Genomic DNA, 14,435 nt, shown 5'->3' on the forward strand with positions numbered 1-14,435 from the left:
GTGGGGCGCCGGGGGGTGGGGGGTTCGGTTGGGGGCGCCGGGGGGTGGGGGGGGGGGGGCCCCCCGCCCCCCCCCGCCCCCCCCCGCGGCGGGGGCCGCCCCGACGCCGATGTAGGCGAGGTAGGCGTGCGGGAGACGGGGGTGGCGGGCCTCGAACATCGCGTCGAGCAGCAGGAACTTCGGCGCGTACTGGTCGGTGGCTTCCTCCAGCCCAAATAGATGGTCGGGGTGCAGTGGGGGTGTTTCGTCGCGCCGGTATCAGATCGCTACCCCGGACAGGTCGTGGGTGGTGTCGACCCTGCCGTGGCGCAGGCCGAGGGCGAGCATGAACCGGAAGTAGCCGGTGAACACCTGCAGCCGGTCGGCGGGTTCCGGGACCGCCCACTCAGCGACCGTTCCGGTCGAGAACGCCTGCGCGAGCATGGGTAGCAGCGCTGGTACGTCGTCGGCGGTGGCCGGCTGGACGGTGAGATCGGTGCGGGTCGTGACCATCGTGGGGCTCCTCAGGCGGGCTGGCGGACGGGGTCGGAAGCGCGTAGGGGTGCTGTCGCGCTGTCGGCGCCGAGGCCGATGGTCTGGTAGACGTCGGGGCGGGCGGCGCGCAGTGTGGGCGCCTACGCCAGTCCGATCGCCGCGGCGACGACGTAGCTTGCGGGGAGCATCCATCGCAGCGGGGAGGTCGGGTCGACGCCGAGTAGGGCGTCGAATTGCTCGATGGTGACGACGAGGATCGCGCCGAGGGCCAGGGCGGACAGGAACGGTGCGACGGTGGTGCGCCACATGCCGTCGCGGTGGGCGATTCGGGTGAAGTAGCTGAGCACGGCGACGGAGGTGGCGAAGCCAGCCCAGGTACCTCTGGATTATCATCATCAAGGTCTTGCCGATCACCGTCGGTGAGATCATCGCGGACTTCCTCAACTCGCGCCTGGGCCTGGGTGTGGCCGCCACCTGGGCGGTCATGGCCCTCACGCCGGCCGTTGCGCTCGTCGCGCGGCTTTGGGCCCGCCGGTACGTCCCCGTGGGCGTACTGGCCGGCGGTCGTCTTGATCAGCATCCTGTCGGGCGAATCCCGGCGCCGCCGCGGTGACACGGCGCTCCTTTGGCACGGCTCCTGCCGCTGGCCCACCTGTCTGCGCAATGATCGGGGGCGACACGCTTGTGACGCAGGGCGCGGGAGTCGACATGCGGGAGGGGGCGGGCGGGGTGCGAATGCTGGTTGTCGAGGACGAGACCGCCCTGGCGCAGGTGCTGCGCGCCGGCCTGACGGACGAGGGTTTCGCCGTGGATGTGCAGCACACGGGGACCGACGGGCTGTGGGCGGCCACCGAGAATCCGTATGACGTGATCGTGCTGGACATCATGCTGCCCGGCCTCAGCGGTTACGAGGTGTGCCGGCGGCTGCGGTCGCGGGGCGTGTGGACGCCGGTGTTGATGTTGACCGCGAAGGACGGCGAGTACGACCAGGCGGATGCTTTCGACCTCGGGGCGGACGACTATCTGGTCAAGCCGTTCTCGTTCGTGGTGCTGGTGGCTCGGCTGCGGGCTCTGGTGCGCCGGGGCGCGCCCGCCCGGCCGGTCGTGCTGACCGCCGGGGACCTGACGGTGGATCCGGCCCGTCGGCAGGTCAGTCGGGCCGGCCGGGCTGTTCGGGTCACCGCGCGGGAGTTCGCGCTGCTGGAGTTCCTGATGCGTCACCGCGGTGACGTGGTCTCCAAACGGCAGATCATCGACAACGTCTGGGACGCCCACTTCGACGGCGACCCGAACATCGTCGAGGTGTACGTCGGCTACCTCCGCCGCAAGATCGACCAGCCGTTCGGCCGCCAGGCGATCCAGACCGAGCGGGGCATGGGCTACCGCCTGGCAGCCGACGGCGGCTGAGCATGGTCGTTCAACTGTCCTCGCCGAGCGAAAGCTGCCGCCCTAAGGTCTGCTCACCGGCTGCCGCTGCCCGTGGTTCCCGTTCTGGGCTGCTTCGGCAGCCGTCGTCACGAATCGTTCAAAGCGTCGCATGCGCGTGATTCGGTGGATGCGCCTGCATCTGGGGGTACGGCTGCGTTCGGCGCTGGCTGCCGCCATTGTCGTGGCGACGGCCTTCGCCGTCGGTGCGGCGGCGTTTGTCTACCTCGCCCGCGCGGATCTCGCCGGCAACGTGGACGCCGCCGCGAGGCAACGTGCGGCCGAGGTGGTCGCGGCGGTGGCCGCCGACGATAAGGACGCGCTCGCCCAGACGCTGAAGCCCAGCCCGGGAGAACAGACGTTGGTGCTGGTCCTCGACCCGTCCGGACGGGTCGCGGCGGCCTCGGCCGCGCTCGGCGAGGCCGCGCCGATGTCCCCGCTGCGGCCCCGGCCCGGTCAGCTGCTGCGCGAGCAGCGGCTGCTGCTGTTCGCCGACGAGGACCCCTACCGGATCGCCGCCGAAGGGGTGGCTACCGGCTCCGGCACCCGCACGGTGCTGGTCGCGCAGTCGCTGCGGCCGGTCAACGAGAGCACCGAGGCGGTCGCGGCGATCCTGGCCGCCGGGCTGGCGCCCATGCTGCTGGTGGTCGGCGCGGCGGTGTTCTGGTTCGTCGGACGTTCCCTGCGCCCGGTCGAGGCGATCCGCCGCCGGGTCGCCGGCATCACCGCCCGCGACCTGCACGCCCGCGTGCCCGTGCCGGCCGCCCGAGATGAGGTCGCGGCCCTCGCCGAGACGATGAACCGGATGCTCGAGCGCCTGGAGACCGCCGCGGCGAGTCAACGCCGGTTCGTCGCCGACGCCAGCCACGAACTGCGCAGCCCCCTGGCCACCCTGCGCGCCGGCCTCGACCGCCTGGCCCTGGCACCCTCGCCCGACGGCCACCACGACCTGGTCGAGCTGCTGCGCCGCGAGACCAGCCGGCTCGGTGGCCTCGTCGCGGACCTTCTGCTGCTCGCGCGCATCGACGAGCGGGGAGCCACCCGCCGACGCGACGACGTCGACCTCGACGACCTGGCCTACATCGAGCGGGACCGGCTCGCCGCGCACCGCCCCGACCTGACCGTCCGGGCCGACCTCACCCCCGTACGGGTGGCCGGGGACGCCCACGACCTCGGCCGCGCGTTGCGGAACCTGGCCGACAACGCCGCCCGTCACGCCCGCACCCAGGTGGTCCTGCGCGTGTCGGTGTCCGACGGGTGGGGGTGCGTCGAGGTCACCGACGACGGACCCGGTGTCCCCGATGCCGACCGTGAGCGCATCTTCGACCGGTTCGTCCGTCTCGACGACAGCCGCACCCGCCCGGAAGGCGGCAGCGGCCTGGGCCTCGCCATCACCCGCGAGGTCGTCACGGCCCACGGCGGACACGTGCAGGTGCTGCCCGGCCCAGGTATGACCGTCCGAATCCTTCTGCCCCACGACAGCGACGCCGAACACGGCTGACCCCCGGCCCCGGCCGTTTCAGGCTCCTCTCAGGTGACGGGCAGCAAGCTTGGACGCCAAGCGGCCCGCAGGGGGCGGAGTCCAGCATTCCCGGGGAGACATGAACTATCACGTGTTCCAGGTCGTCAACGGTGCCGCCGGCCGCAGTGACCTCGTCGACGATTTCTTCGAATGGTCGGCGGTGTGGCTGATCTACGTCCTCGCCGCCACCGCGGCCATACCTGTCCTGGCTCACCTGCGGCGCGGGTGGGCCGGCCTGTTGCGCGTCGTGGCGTCCCTCGGGCTGGCGTTCGCCGTCGGGCAGGCCGTTGCCGCGCTCAGCACCGAGGTACGGCCCTTCCAGACGCACCCCGTGCACCAGTTGATCCCGCACGCCGCCGGAGCATCGCTGCCCAGCGACCACGCCACCGCGGCGTTCGCGGTGGCCTTCGCCGTCGGGGCGTTTCTGTCCCGTCGATGGGGGGTAGCGCTGAGCCTGATCGCCACCATCATCGGCTTCGCCCGAGTCTGGACCGGCGTGCACTACCCCGGGGACATCCTCGTCGGCGCCCTCATCGCCGCCGCGGCAGTCGCCACCATCGACATCGCGGGCCGCGTCTACAACCGTCGGACCGGTCGCCACCGCCCCGACCCCACCGCCTGAGAATCGCCCCCGTCCCCTCGTCCCGGAGGTCATTGCCATGTCCACGCCTCAGGCGCTACTCGCCGTGGGCCCCAGCTTCATCGACCCGGAATGGCTGATCTCCACCTTCGGGCTGATCGGGATCCTCGCGATCGTCTTCGCCGAGTCCGGGCTGCTCATCGGGTTCTTCCTACCCGGCGACTCGCTGCTGTTCACCGCCGGACTCCTCGTCGCCGACGGCCGCTACCTGCACCAACCGCTATGGCTCGTCTGCCTGCTCGTCGCAGTCGCCGCCATCATCGGCGACCAGGTCGGCTACCTGTTCGGCAAGCGCGTCGGCCCAAGCCTGTTCCGTCGCCCCAACTCCCGCCTGTTCAAGCAGGAAAACGTGCACCGGGCCAACGCCTTCTTCGCCCGCTACGGCGCCCGCTCTATCGTGCTGGCCCGCTTCGTGCCGATCGTGCGGACCTTCACCCCCATCATCGCCGGAGTTAGCCGCATGCACTACCGCACCTTCCTCACCTACAACATCCTCGGCGGCGTCCTGTGGGGAACCGGCGTTACCGTGCTCGGCTACTTCCTCGGGCAAATCAGCTTCGTCAAATCGAACATCGAGCTCATCCTCATCGCCATCGTGCTCATCTCCGTCCTGCCCATCGGCATCCAACTCCTGCGCTCCCGCCGCCGCTCCGCGACCAACGCCGCCGACGCGACGGCGTCCAGAGGCGCATCCAGCACCAACTGAACGCGAGCCGTCAGCGGGCGGGCAACACTGCCGAGATCGCCGATGGGCACGTCGCGCTCGCGATGGCCGGCTAGGTTCTGACCGGTCATGACCCCGAGCCCCGCGGGAGGGCGCCCCGGGCTCCCGACAACGATCGAGACCCTGGTCATTGATGGGGCTCTGTTTGGCTGACCATCCTCACTTCCATGCCCGCAAATACGTAGACGATCGCGTAGTCGCATGGTTACGTCGAGCAGTTCTATTGGTGGACGCTGGCAGGGTCGTGGTGCCAAGCGACGCGCTGGCGTCAGAATCGTGAGGGGACACGATTGTGATCAAGAAGGCAGTCCGAGCCACGGCAGTGCTCAGCGCCGGCCTTGCCGCAACGGTGGTTGTCGCCGCGCCTTCACAGGCCGCTTCGCCGTCGCCGAGTGGGGCGTCGCCGCCCGCGGGTGCGGCGGTCTCGTAGGAGGACGCTGTTCCTGGCCTGGCGCCAGCAGGGTGACGAACGCGGTGTATCTGGATCGTCAGGGTCGCCGCATCCCGGCGCCGGGCTCGACAGAGTCGCAGCAGGCGACCCTGCTGGGGTGCACCCCGCAGAGTGGTCGGGACAACCCGCACTACTCGTCCGGCGACGTGTCGGGCCACGGATGGTGGAAGAAGGGCAACTGCACCGCGGACACGGCACATGTCTTCAACTGCCTCTACGAGTTCTACACCGACGGCACCTGGCGGCAGAAGGCACAACGACGAGGCAACTGCGGCCCTACACCGGCAGCGGCGACCGGACCGTCGCACGCGCGACGCGCAACTCGACCACCCAGACGATCTCCTTGCGAAACCACGTCGACGTCGACGTCCAGATCGACACCTCCGAGCAGCCGTACAATCAGGCCAACATCAACTGCGTGGTCAACTGAGCCTCGCCCGCACCGGGCCAGGCCGGTCACGCGAGCGTCATAGACATCGGTGATCCGGATGGCTGACCGATGAGATGCAGACACGGTGGGGTAGCGACGATGAAACTTAGCTACTGCTCGGACACGAGCGCCGCTGACTGGCTCGTCGAATCGGACACCCCCGCCGAGCAGTTGATCACTTTCGGGCCCTCGGGGTTCGAAGCGTTCGCGCGGCTGCGCTTCATCCCCGATCCTCCTGGCCCAGGCCAGGAGGATCAGGGATACGCCGACGTTGCCGACGATCACCCCTCGGACATCGCGCAGACGCGACGTGCACTGCGCCTGCTCGCCGCGTTCACGTCCACCCCACAGGAGTGCTATTTCTGCCTCTGGGAGGGGTACTCCGATGCCCCACTGCCCCCAGAAGCACGGCAAGGTCCACTGGTCGAGCTGCCCCACCGCCGCTACGCCCTGCTGCGCGGCGCGCTGACCGACATCGACGCCTGGGAAGCCGACCTCGGCCGGGGGCAGGACATCGCGCCGCCAGCGTTCGTCTGGCCGGCCGACCACCGCTGGTGCCTGGCCAGCGACGTCGACCCGCACTGGGCCGGAATCGGCGCCGAACAGGCCGCCATCGACGCGCTCCTCGCCGACCCGCATCTCGACGTCGTCCCAGCTTCACCGACAGCGGCACACCCCGGCGCCGGGCGCTGACACGGCACCCCTCGCATCGCTCCCAAGTCAAGAGGGCCCGAACCACTTCAGATAACGCGAAGCCCGTCGCTGCGGCGTCGCCTTCCACTAGTGCGCCACCCGCGCCAGCCCGCCGGCGTGCAGCCGTGTCCCTGCGTCGGCACGTCGCGCTGCCGGCCGCAGACGTACCCAGCGGATCTGCGGTGCCGTTTCCGCGGATGCCGCACGGCGTATGAGGCGTTTGAGCACCACAGCGTCATCACCTCCGAGCCGGCAGGAACCACAAATACCGCCAGATCCCCGTCCACGCCGGCTGCACGAGCACCTGACACTGTGGATCAACGACGAACGGCCCGCCTGGCCCGGCGTCGGCAGCCGCGCTGCTGCTCAACCAGCGCGGCTGCCGGCTCTCCGACCGCGGCGCCCACGACATCCTGCGCACGATCGGCGACGAGGCGGGCATCACCGCCGACTTCACCGGCGGCCACGTGCTACGCCACACCTTCGGTGCCCGCCTGGTCCGCGAATGCCACGACATCGTCCTGGTCGCCGAACCCATGGGACACGCCCGCCTCGAAATCACCCAGGCGTACAGCCTGCCCACCGACGCCGACCGCGAGCCGCCACCAACAGGGTCCTTACCGACCGCTTCCCTGCGCATTCATCGTCCTATTTGCCGGCTGCTGGCGTACTCGGGTGACCCCCATGACAGGTCGGACGCGCGTAGCCCCGACACACGAGGTGACCTTCCCCACCTACGATCCTTCAACCAGCGGACCTACACGGGAAACCCAGACACCGCCTTGACAGGCGATCCCGGACAGGGAATCACCTGACGCCGTCGAACTGATCCAGGGTCGTCATCAGGGTGTCCACCGCCGAGGCGCAGTCGCCCTGCACCGGATTCGACGCCCGCAGGGCCGTCAGGACCGCGTCGATCTGGTCGTCGAGTTGGTGCCATTTGGCGGAATCGCGCGGCTTGAGCCCAGCCTCGGCGTCGTCCCAGGCCACTTCGAGATCCTTCGCCCGGGCCTTCCCGCCCACCAGGTCGTTCTTGGCGACCTTCTCCTTGACGTCGGTGACGATCACCGCGAATTTGCCCAGATTACCCAGCTTGGTGGCCGGGTGAGCTTGCGGCGGGAGGGCTGCGGGAGCGCCGGGCGGGGCACCGGCCTGGTTACCGGGCTGTGCGGTCGTCATGGGCGCAGGCTCGGCGGTTGGCGTCGTGTCCGCGGCCGGCCGCAGCGCCCACCCGACCAGCGCGACAGCTGCGACGGCCGCAGCGGCCCACAGGTAGTCCTGCCGGTGGCCGCCGAGCGGCCCCGCGCCCTTCACAGCCACGCCATGGCGGCTGACCAGAACCTGTTCGCGGATGACGAGGACGACGATCGTGCCGAAGAACAGCAGACTGGTCACGCTCGCGCCCAGCCCCAGGCCGCCGAAATCCTTGTCCTGCGTCAGCAGGTCACCCAGCGAGGCGCCGAGCGGGCGGGTGAGCACGTAGGCGATCCAGAACGTCAGCACCTGTCCGGCACCCAGGCGGTAGGCCACCCACGTCGCCGCGATCAGGCCCCCGAAAATCAGCACGCCGTTGCGGAAGCCCAGGCTGAGCGCTTCGGTTGCGAGGTCGCCAGCGGCGGTGCCGAGCGCGAAGGTGGTGAGGATCGCGCCCCAATAGAACGTCTCGCGGCGCGGAGTGTCGATGGAGGTGATCGCGAGGGTGCGTTCCTGGCGATACCAGAGGGCGAACACGACCGCGAGGACTACCGCGAAAACGGCGGTGCTGAGATACAGGCTCACGCCCAGCGTGTCGGTGAAGAAGTCGGTCAGCTGCGTGCCGACGATGCTCACCAGCACCACACATAACCAGTAGATCCACGGCGTGTATGCGCGGGTCCGGAATTGGATGACAAGCGCGACGACGAGCGCCGCGATCATGACGGCGTCGGTGACGGCAGGACCGAGGCCGACGTTCACGGCCAGATAATCCGCGAACGCCTCTCCGATCGTCGTAGACAACACCTTGATGACCCAGAACGTCATGGTGATCGCCGGGACTTTCGTCAACCACCCTCGCGTACTTACCAGCCGGTCAGTGGCAACTGACACAATTTTCCCCTTCGTCAAGGACTCTGACGAGAGCTTGGACCGCCGACCCTGAAATCTTGCTGAAGACCTGATCCGGGCTCTTCGACGTTTCACGGGGCTCGCGGGCAGGGCCTGGCAAAGCCACGGCGCGGGTTCGAGTTGGGTCGACTCCCCGCACGAGCCTGCTCAACCACCTAGGCAACAGTCTGATCGTCGGCCTTGCCACGCTCCGGTCCATCCTTCGTGCTTCGGCTGATCTTCAGCAGGCGATCACAGCACCACCCATTCCCTCGCCACAAGCGGGCTCTCAGGGCTCCGAACCCGATCTGAGCCAAAGATCGTCCCGGCAGGCGGCTCATCCATGGCAGAGTTCACCTTCGGGGTTGCCTCACCCGACGAGCTTGCTCTGATGGCCTCGATCAACTTGGCGGCGTCGCCCCGCCCCGGCCATGCCGTAACGACGGTATGGTAGGTCGCCGTGGTCGTCCTTCTGGATGGCGTCAAGATCCCGCGCCGACACTTCCCGTAGTTGGCATCGATCAGGTCCGTGGAGGCTGATGTGCAGGTGGAGGTCCGGTCATCTGACCAGGCACCATCCGAAACACCGGCACGATGAAACACCGGTCCAGGGTGTAGGCACGGCGGGGACGGTGGACCCATGACTGGTGAGCTGAACGGGGCGGTCGTCGCCGCGCAGGCGGGCGGCGAGGCGGCTTTCCGCTTCCTCTACCGCAGCATTCAGCCCGGCCTGCTGCGGTACCTCACCGCCCTGGTCGGCGCCGACGCCGAGGACGTGGCCTCGGAGACGTGGTTGCAGATTTCCCGTGACTTGCCCAAGTTCACCGGCGGCCAGTTCCGCGCCTGGACGGTTGCCATCGCCCGTAACCGGGCCATGGACCACCTGCGCCGGCGGCGGCGCACACCTGCCGTGCCGGTGCCCACACAGGCGCTCAATGAACTGGCTGGCGACGCCGACACCGCCGAGCGGGCCGGCGAGACGATCGGCACCGCGAGCGCCCTGGCGCTGATCAACAGCCTGCCACGAAAGGAGGCGGAGGCGGTGCTGCTGCGGGCCGTGATAGGGCTCGACGCGGAGACCGCCGGGCGGGTGCTCGGCCGGCGGGCCGGCGCGGTGCGTGTCGCCGCGCACCGGGGCCTTCGCGGGCTGGCCGCCATGCTGGAGCGCGCCGATGTGGATCAGGTGACGGCAGCGCCCCCGCCCCGTCCCCGCACCGGACCGGGACGGCAGGCGCCCACGGTCGCGCCGACGGACGATTGACATGGAGCGAAACGGGATGAGCTCTCACCGTTTCCACGGGCCCGCCAACCAGGCCGAGTCGGAGCGTCTCCTCGACGCGGCCCGCGCCGGGACACCCCTGGAGCCGTCAGCCGACCCGCTGGCGCGCCTGCTTGCCACAGCAGCCGCCCCCAGCGACCGGGACGAACTCGCGGGCGAGGAGGGGGCGCTCGCCGGGTTCCGCGCCGCCCGGGCCAACCCGAACCTCGGCCCGGGCGCGGTGCCAGGACCCCGACACCGCTTACGGGTCGCTGCGGCGCTGGCCGGGCTCGCCGCCACCGCTACCGCCGGGGTTGCGTTCGCCGCCGTGAGCCTCGATCGGCCTCCGGCACCGGCGCCCCCGCCGGCCTCGGTCCCCGCCGGCAGCACCAGCGCGAGCGGCCCTGGCACGCCGACCCACTTGGGCGCGACTCCGTCCGGCGGCGCATCCAGCGGCGCCGCGTCCACCGCGCCGACGCCAGACGGCTTCGCCGGTCCCGATGGTCGCGGCAAGCCAGCGAGCGCAGGCAAGCTTGCCGGGCATTGCCGGTCCTACCTTGCCAAGTCCGACCAGCAGCGGGCCAAGGCGCTGCAGAGCCCGGGGTTCGCCGACCTGGTGACCGCCGCCGGCGGCGCCCACGGGGTGGAGCACTTCTGCCTGGCCCTGGTTCCAGACAAGTCGCCAACGCCGAAAACGAAGCCGACGCCGAAAACGAAGCCGCAGGCGACGCCGCCAGCTGCAGCGCGGAAGTCGGCGCCCGCCGCCACGCCGCCGCAGACTGGTAAGCCGAGCGCCCTCCCTAACCGCTGAGCCCCGCGCCGCAACCACGTTCCGGAGGCGACGTTGGTTTCCGCCTGTCGACGTGGCATCGAACCAGCCAACCGTCTCGGCCGGCACCGTTGGGTCATCGATGCGGACCTTCGCGTGGCTCACCGGCTACCGCCGGCTGACCATCCGCTACGAACGCCACCTCAGCCTGTACTGAACCGCCCCGGATCTTGTAGTGACTTTCTGCTGACGCGGTACCTGTGCTCCGTAGCTCGGGGCAGAGCGGCTGCTCGGGGCATCAAATGGCACGGTTCGGGCTCAGATCGCCTGCTGCGGCTCTGTTTCCGCACACTCCATTGCTCTTGCCCTTCTGTCCCAACTGTGGAAGTCCGCCAGAGCGCATCCGGTTTGTCGGTGAGATTCCAGAGGTGCAGAGCGACGTGAATACGCGGCTTGAGCGGATCCTCGGCGTACCGCTCGCCGAGGATGCGGTACGCCAGTGGCCGCAGTCCGGTGAGCTGATCCGTGGCCGAGCACGGATAGCGGAGGTGGAGTCGCATTTCGTCGGCCTGCGGCTCGCCGTCGGGCGGCGACACGCCTGCCGAAACACGCTGGTCGTTGAGTGGAGCAACGACTACGGCGACGGCCGGGTCTACCGCAACGTCTCGATCGCTGAGCTGCGCGACGGCGAGGCGGTCCGCGTTACCGACTACTGGGGCGAGCCGTTCACCGCGCCCGAGTGGCGGCAACCGCTCGGGGAACAGCTGGAAATGCCAGCAGGCGGCGTGTGGCCAACATCCGACGCCCTCGCCGTCAGCTGACGGGGCGCTGCCGGTTGCTCCTGAGTTGGCGAGGTCAGATCCCGCCAGCGCCGAGAACGCTCGGTCGTACCTTGGCGGCCCGACGTACGGACCTAGCCTGTGATCCGCATGCCAGACGAACTCTTCCCAGCCCACCCCGGGATCGGGTTGGCCCCCGGGAACAGCCGAATCGTGTCGACGGGGCGGGTAGACATGATCGCACCCGCGCCGAGCATGCCGCCGGCATAGGTCGTGCGGGCTGCAGAGAGCCCCGCTAACGAGACCGGCCGGGTGGTGCTTGTCGTAGCCGACGTGGTCGGTGATCTCCCCGTCCAGGGCTGATTCGAGGACGCGCTTGGTCAGCTGCTGCGGCAGCCCAACCTCGCCGGCGGGCTTCGGTCCGTCACCACGAGCCCGATCGACCAGCACCGCGATCAGATGCTCATCCGTGACTGCGCCCACCGGCTCCACGGCCGGCTGCTCGATGGTGTCTCGGTCGTCATCCGGCGTGTGTCTGACGGCGTAAGGGGCGGCGGCTTTCCGTGACGGAGGGGCACAAGCGCCGAACAGTCCGGAAGGGTGACCTCGGGTGGCGGGTCCGCACCCTCTGCGAACCTCGCGCGGTCACACCTTCCGGGCCTGCCTACCCGGAGGGGAACGGGTAGCTCAGGTCCGCACGGCGTCCTCCACGCCTGCGGGGTGTTCATGGGGGTGGCCTGCGCAGGTGGCGCGCATGTGGTCCAGCGCCGCCGCCATGCGCGCCCTCGCGGGGTGCTCGCGGTGGGCGCGACGGTGGATGGCGATGGTGCGGGCGAGGAGCTGCTGCGCCTGTTCGCAATGGCCTTCTTCATACAGGACCAAAGCGAGGCTGGCTTGTGCGGCGAGTGTCGGCAACGCGGTGGGGCCCTCTGCCTGGGCTTGGTGGCGGGTGAGGTCGCTGTAGCTGTGCACGGCGGCGGTGACATCGCCGACGGCGCGGTGGGCGGCGGCGAGGACCTTCAGCGCGGCCCGGGTCTCTGGACCGAGAGCGCTACGCAGCACGCGGCGCAATGAACGATGCGCCCACGCGGCCCAGGGCAGCGCGCCGTACGGATCACCACCGGTGAGGGTGAGTCGCGCCAGGAGGGCGGCGACCTGGGCGGTAGCGGTATCCAGAGCCAGATCATCGCCGTTGGGGTCGATCTGCAGCAGGCCAGCGCGGAGGAACTCAATCGACCGCGTCTGATTGCCGGCCCCGGCATGCTGCCGGGCCTGGTAGAGCCGTTGCGCCATCACCAACCGAGGCCCGACGACCTGCTGAGGTTCGACCCGCCAGGCGATCTCCAAGTCATTGCCGGTGACGCCGACGCTGACACGGTGCATGGCGCCAGGGGCATAGTCGGCCGCACGCCCGGTCTCGCCCATGGGCACCATGGTTAGGGGTGCGGCGGAGCACCGCGGCGGCGACCGCTTCGCGGATCGCCTCCGCTGGCACGGGCGCGCGGCCGCAGGCCGGCGCGCACAGGTACTCCTGCGCATGGGACGGACGCTGAATGAGGATCATCAGCTCGCTGCACCCCTGGCACGAGAGCAGCCCTGGTGGCATTGGCGCGGTTTGCACGTTACGGGCCCGGGACACCCACTCCTCGACGGTGCCGCTGGACAGGCCGAGGGTGCGGGCCACGTCGCCGATCGCGCGAGGCAGCCCCTGCTCGGCGGCGCGCTCCAGTGTCGAGGCGACCGCGTTGGCGATTTGCGGCGGGCTCCATGTGACTGTGGGCGTCCACGTCGGCATTGGGTACTCCGTCTCCGTGGGGTGTGCGGCTGGCTGCCCCTGTCGGCGGCCCTGGTGCTGTGGTGGTAGGTATGGCCTGCGTCGTGGCCGCCGCGCCTCTGAGACGGCCACGACGCCGGTGGTCATCGGCTGGGTGGCTTCGGCCGCCCGCTGCGGTGCAGCGGCCAGAGGCGGGGACCGCTGGGCAGGTGCAGCGGGAGATCCGGCCGGTAGCCGTGCTGGCACAGCAGATCCCGGGCAGCTTCGGTCGTGACGACGGCATACACGGGGTGACCGGTCCGGTCGACCACCTCGTGGTGCTGGCGCAGCAGGTCGCTTGCGACCGGCCAGCCGTAGCCAGGTTGGACGACCAGCCAGGACAGCCAGTGGTGCGGCGCGTCGGACCGGTAGCTGCGTACCGCGGCGTTCATCTCACCGAAGCGGGGAGCCGCTCGGCCCGTGAACGTCGTCAGGTGGTAGTCCCCGAGCGTCCACCGTTGTGCGTCCAGGTCGTGCCGCCGCCACACCGCTACCGCCGACCAGTCCAGCGTCACATCGACGTTGCCCGTCTCGATGGCGTGGTCGATGTCGACCGCGAGCAGCCGGTGCAGCACGTCCGGCCGTTCCTGCACGTCGGGCACGAGCCATTCGGCGAGCGGGTCACGAATGAGCGCGTCGACGAGCAGCGCGGTGACGGCGGGAACGTCGGCCGGTCCCGCCCGGCGTACGGGCGGGGTCATGGCGGCGTTCACCGCGACGGCCGGTAGTACGGATCTGGCGGCGGGAACGACGAGCGGACACCGCCGTTGATTTGGCCGCGCCACATCGGCCAGAAGGGTGGCCCCGATGATGTCGGCTGCATCGGCGGCCCGGCGTCGTAGCCGTGTTGGGTGTACAGGTCGCGGTTGCGGGGGTTGCTGGCCTCCAGGTAGGCGGGCAGGTTCTCGGCGTCCAGTGCCTGGTGTGCGTGGGTGAGCAGCGCTGACCCGACGCCCCGGCCCTGGACCGCGGGGTCGACGGCGATGTAGGCGAGGTAGGCGTGCGGGAGACGGGGGTGGCGTGCTTCGAACATCGCGTCGAGTAGCAGGAACTTGGGCGCATACGGGCCGGTGGCTTCTTCCAGCCCGTATAGGTGGTCAGGGTGGGGCGGGGGTGTCTCGTCGCGCCGGTACCAGATCGCCGCTCCGGACAGGTCGTGGGTGGTGTCGACTCTGCCGTGGTACAGGCCGAGGGCGAGCATGAACTGGAAGTAGCCGGTGAACACCTTCAGGCGGTCGGCGGGGTCCGGTACCGCCCACTCGGCGACCGTTCCGGTCGAGAAGGCGTGCGCGAGCATGGGCAGTAGCGCCGGTGCGTCGTCGGCCGTAGCTTGCCGGACGGTGAGGTCTGGGCGGATGGTGACCATGGTGGG

General features: G+C 69.9%; 17 protein-coding genes and 1 pseudogene. 11 read left to right on the forward strand and 7 right to left on the reverse strand.

Going from position 1 to position 14,435, the window contains the following annotated elements; genetic code table 11:
- Positions 1 to 258 precede the first annotated feature (258 nt).
- Positions 259 to 492, reverse strand: a complete 234-nt coding sequence (locus tag ABZW14_RS32505; RefSeq protein WP_355354456.1) for a hypothetical protein — start codon at positions 490 to 492, stop codon at positions 259 to 261.
- A gap of 122 nt (positions 493 to 614) precedes the next feature.
- A complete protein-coding gene (locus ABZW14_RS32510; RefSeq protein WP_355354459.1) occupies positions 615 to 821 on the reverse strand; it encodes a hypothetical protein in 207 nt (68 codons plus the stop codon).
- Positions 822 to 877: 56 nt separating this feature from the next.
- Between ABZW14_RS32510 and ABZW14_RS32515 the strand changes: the two genes are divergently transcribed.
- From ABZW14_RS32515 to ABZW14_RS32550, 8 genes are all read left to right on the forward strand, one after another.
- Positions 878 to 1,087 (forward strand): hypothetical protein, encoded by a 210-nt coding sequence (locus ABZW14_RS32515; RefSeq protein ID WP_355354462.1) that lies wholly within the window; start codon positions 878 to 880, stop codon positions 1,085 to 1,087.
- Between the two features lie 116 nt (positions 1,088 to 1,203).
- Entirely contained in the window at positions 1,204 to 1,881 is a 678-nt protein-coding gene (locus ABZW14_RS32520; protein ID WP_355354547.1) for a response regulator transcription factor, read from the forward strand.
- A 148-nt stretch (positions 1,882 to 2,029) separates the two neighbouring features.
- The gene (locus ABZW14_RS32525; protein WP_355354465.1) at positions 2,030 to 3,400 is read left to right on the forward strand and encodes a HAMP domain-containing sensor histidine kinase; all 1,371 of its coding nucleotides are present in this window, start codon (positions 2,030 to 2,032) and stop codon (positions 3,398 to 3,400) included.
- A gap of 100 nt (positions 3,401 to 3,500) precedes the next feature.
- Positions 3,501 to 4,043, forward strand: a complete 543-nt coding sequence (locus ABZW14_RS32530; RefSeq protein WP_355354468.1) for a phosphatase PAP2 family protein — start codon at positions 3,501 to 3,503, stop codon at positions 4,041 to 4,043.
- A gap of 37 nt (positions 4,044 to 4,080) precedes the next feature.
- The gene (locus tag ABZW14_RS32535; protein ID WP_355354471.1) at positions 4,081 to 4,767 is read left to right on the forward strand and encodes a VTT domain-containing protein; all 687 of its coding nucleotides are present in this window, start codon (positions 4,081 to 4,083) and stop codon (positions 4,765 to 4,767) included.
- A gap of 629 nt (positions 4,768 to 5,396) precedes the next feature.
- Positions 5,397 to 5,666 (forward strand): hypothetical protein, encoded by a 270-nt coding sequence (locus tag ABZW14_RS32540; protein ID WP_355354474.1) that lies wholly within the window; start codon positions 5,397 to 5,399, stop codon positions 5,664 to 5,666.
- A 99-nt stretch (positions 5,667 to 5,765) separates the two neighbouring features.
- Positions 5,766 to 6,359, forward strand: coding sequence for a hypothetical protein (locus tag ABZW14_RS32545; RefSeq protein WP_355354477.1), 594 nt, complete (start codon positions 5,766 to 5,768; stop codon positions 6,357 to 6,359).
- 413 nt (positions 6,360 to 6,772) lie between these two features.
- Positions 6,773 to 7,174, forward strand: a complete 402-nt coding sequence (locus ABZW14_RS32550) for a tyrosine-type recombinase/integrase (RefSeq protein WP_355354550.1) — start codon at positions 6,773 to 6,775, stop codon at positions 7,172 to 7,174.
- On the opposite strand, the gene ABZW14_RS32555 is transcribed toward ABZW14_RS32550, so the two are convergent.
- The gene (locus ABZW14_RS32555; RefSeq protein WP_355354480.1) at positions 7,167 to 8,381 is read right to left on the reverse strand and encodes a hypothetical protein; all 1,215 of its coding nucleotides are present in this window, start codon (positions 8,379 to 8,381) and stop codon (positions 7,167 to 7,169) included. The genes ABZW14_RS32550 and ABZW14_RS32555 overlap by 8 nt on opposite strands.
- A gap of 703 nt (positions 8,382 to 9,084) precedes the next feature.
- Here ABZW14_RS32555 and ABZW14_RS32560 point away from each other — a divergent pair.
- The 3 genes from ABZW14_RS32560 (at position 9,085) to ABZW14_RS32570 (ending at position 11,292) form a co-directional block, all read left to right on the forward strand.
- The gene (locus ABZW14_RS32560) at positions 9,085 to 9,705 is read left to right on the forward strand and encodes an RNA polymerase sigma factor (RefSeq protein ID WP_355354483.1); all 621 of its coding nucleotides are present in this window, start codon (positions 9,085 to 9,087) and stop codon (positions 9,703 to 9,705) included.
- Positions 9,706 to 9,721: 16 nt separating this feature from the next.
- On the forward strand, positions 9,722 to 10,513 hold the full coding sequence (locus tag ABZW14_RS32565) for a hypothetical protein (protein ID WP_355354486.1): 792 nt from the start codon (positions 9,722 to 9,724) through the stop codon (positions 10,511 to 10,513).
- Positions 10,514 to 10,899: 386 nt separating this feature from the next.
- Positions 10,900 to 11,292: a hypothetical protein gene (locus ABZW14_RS32570; RefSeq protein WP_355354553.1), complete on the forward strand. Its 393-nt coding sequence runs from the start codon at positions 10,900 to 10,902 to the stop codon at positions 11,290 to 11,292.
- 261 nt (positions 11,293 to 11,553) lie between these two features.
- Here the strand turns inward: ABZW14_RS32570 and ABZW14_RS32575 are convergent.
- The 4 genes and pseudogenes from ABZW14_RS32575 to ABZW14_RS32590 form a co-directional block, all read right to left on the reverse strand.
- Positions 11,554 to 11,709 (reverse strand): annotated as a pseudogene (locus ABZW14_RS32575) (IS256 family transposase); the annotation flags it as partial.
- Between the two features lie 228 nt (positions 11,710 to 11,937).
- Complete coding sequence (locus ABZW14_RS32580) at positions 11,938 to 12,675, reverse strand: tetratricopeptide repeat protein (RefSeq protein ID WP_355354489.1); 738 nt, start codon at positions 12,673 to 12,675, stop codon at positions 11,938 to 11,940.
- Between the two features lie 492 nt (positions 12,676 to 13,167).
- Positions 13,168 to 13,776, reverse strand: coding sequence for a hypothetical protein (locus tag ABZW14_RS32585; RefSeq protein WP_355354492.1), 609 nt, complete (start codon positions 13,774 to 13,776; stop codon positions 13,168 to 13,170).
- The gene (locus ABZW14_RS32590; RefSeq protein WP_355354495.1) at positions 13,773 to 14,429 is read right to left on the reverse strand and encodes a GNAT family N-acetyltransferase; all 657 of its coding nucleotides are present in this window, start codon (positions 14,427 to 14,429) and stop codon (positions 13,773 to 13,775) included. Before ABZW14_RS32590 ends, ABZW14_RS32585 begins: the two co-directional genes overlap by 4 nt.
- Between the last annotated feature and the right edge of the window lie 6 nt (positions 14,430 to 14,435).

Origin of the sequence: Micromonospora sp. NPDC004551, assembly GCF_040609975.1 — a bacterium.
In the GTDB taxonomy this organism is placed as follows: domain Bacteria; phylum Actinomycetota; class Actinomycetes; order Mycobacteriales; family Micromonosporaceae; genus Micromonospora.

What these genes read in the sequence shown, in the direction of transcription:
- ABZW14_RS32505 (WP_355354456.1), bottom strand. Translation starts at nt 492, where the DNA reads ATGGTCACGACCCGCACCGATCTCACCGTCCAGCCGGCCACCGCCGAC.
- ABZW14_RS32525 (WP_355354465.1), top strand. Translation starts at nt 2,030, where the DNA reads ATGCGCCTGCATCTGGGGGTACGGCTGCGTTCGGCGCTGGCTGCCGCC.
- ABZW14_RS32530 (WP_355354468.1), top strand. Translation starts at nt 3,501, where the DNA reads ATGAACTATCACGTGTTCCAGGTCGTCAACGGTGCCGCCGGCCGCAGT.
- ABZW14_RS32535 (WP_355354471.1), top strand. Translation starts at nt 4,081, where the DNA reads ATGTCCACGCCTCAGGCGCTACTCGCCGTGGGCCCCAGCTTCATCGAC.
- ABZW14_RS32540 (WP_355354474.1), top strand. Translation starts at nt 5,397, where the DNA reads ATGGTGGAAGAAGGGCAACTGCACCGCGGACACGGCACATGTCTTCAA.
- ABZW14_RS32545 (WP_355354477.1), top strand. Translation starts at nt 5,766, where the DNA reads ATGAAACTTAGCTACTGCTCGGACACGAGCGCCGCTGACTGGCTCGTC.
- ABZW14_RS32555 (WP_355354480.1), bottom strand. Translation starts at nt 8,381, where the DNA reads ATGACGTTCTGGGTCATCAAGGTGTTGTCTACGACGATCGGAGAGGCG.
- ABZW14_RS32560 (WP_355354483.1), top strand. Translation starts at nt 9,085, where the DNA reads ATGACTGGTGAGCTGAACGGGGCGGTCGTCGCCGCGCAGGCGGGCGGC.
- ABZW14_RS32565 (WP_355354486.1), top strand. Translation starts at nt 9,722, where the DNA reads ATGAGCTCTCACCGTTTCCACGGGCCCGCCAACCAGGCCGAGTCGGAG.
- ABZW14_RS32580 (WP_355354489.1), bottom strand. Translation starts at nt 12,675, where the DNA reads ATGGGCGAGACCGGGCGTGCGGCCGACTATGCCCCTGGCGCCATGCAC.
- ABZW14_RS32590 (WP_355354495.1), bottom strand. Translation starts at nt 14,429, where the DNA reads ATGGTCACCATCCGCCCAGACCTCACCGTCCGGCAAGCTACGGCCGAC.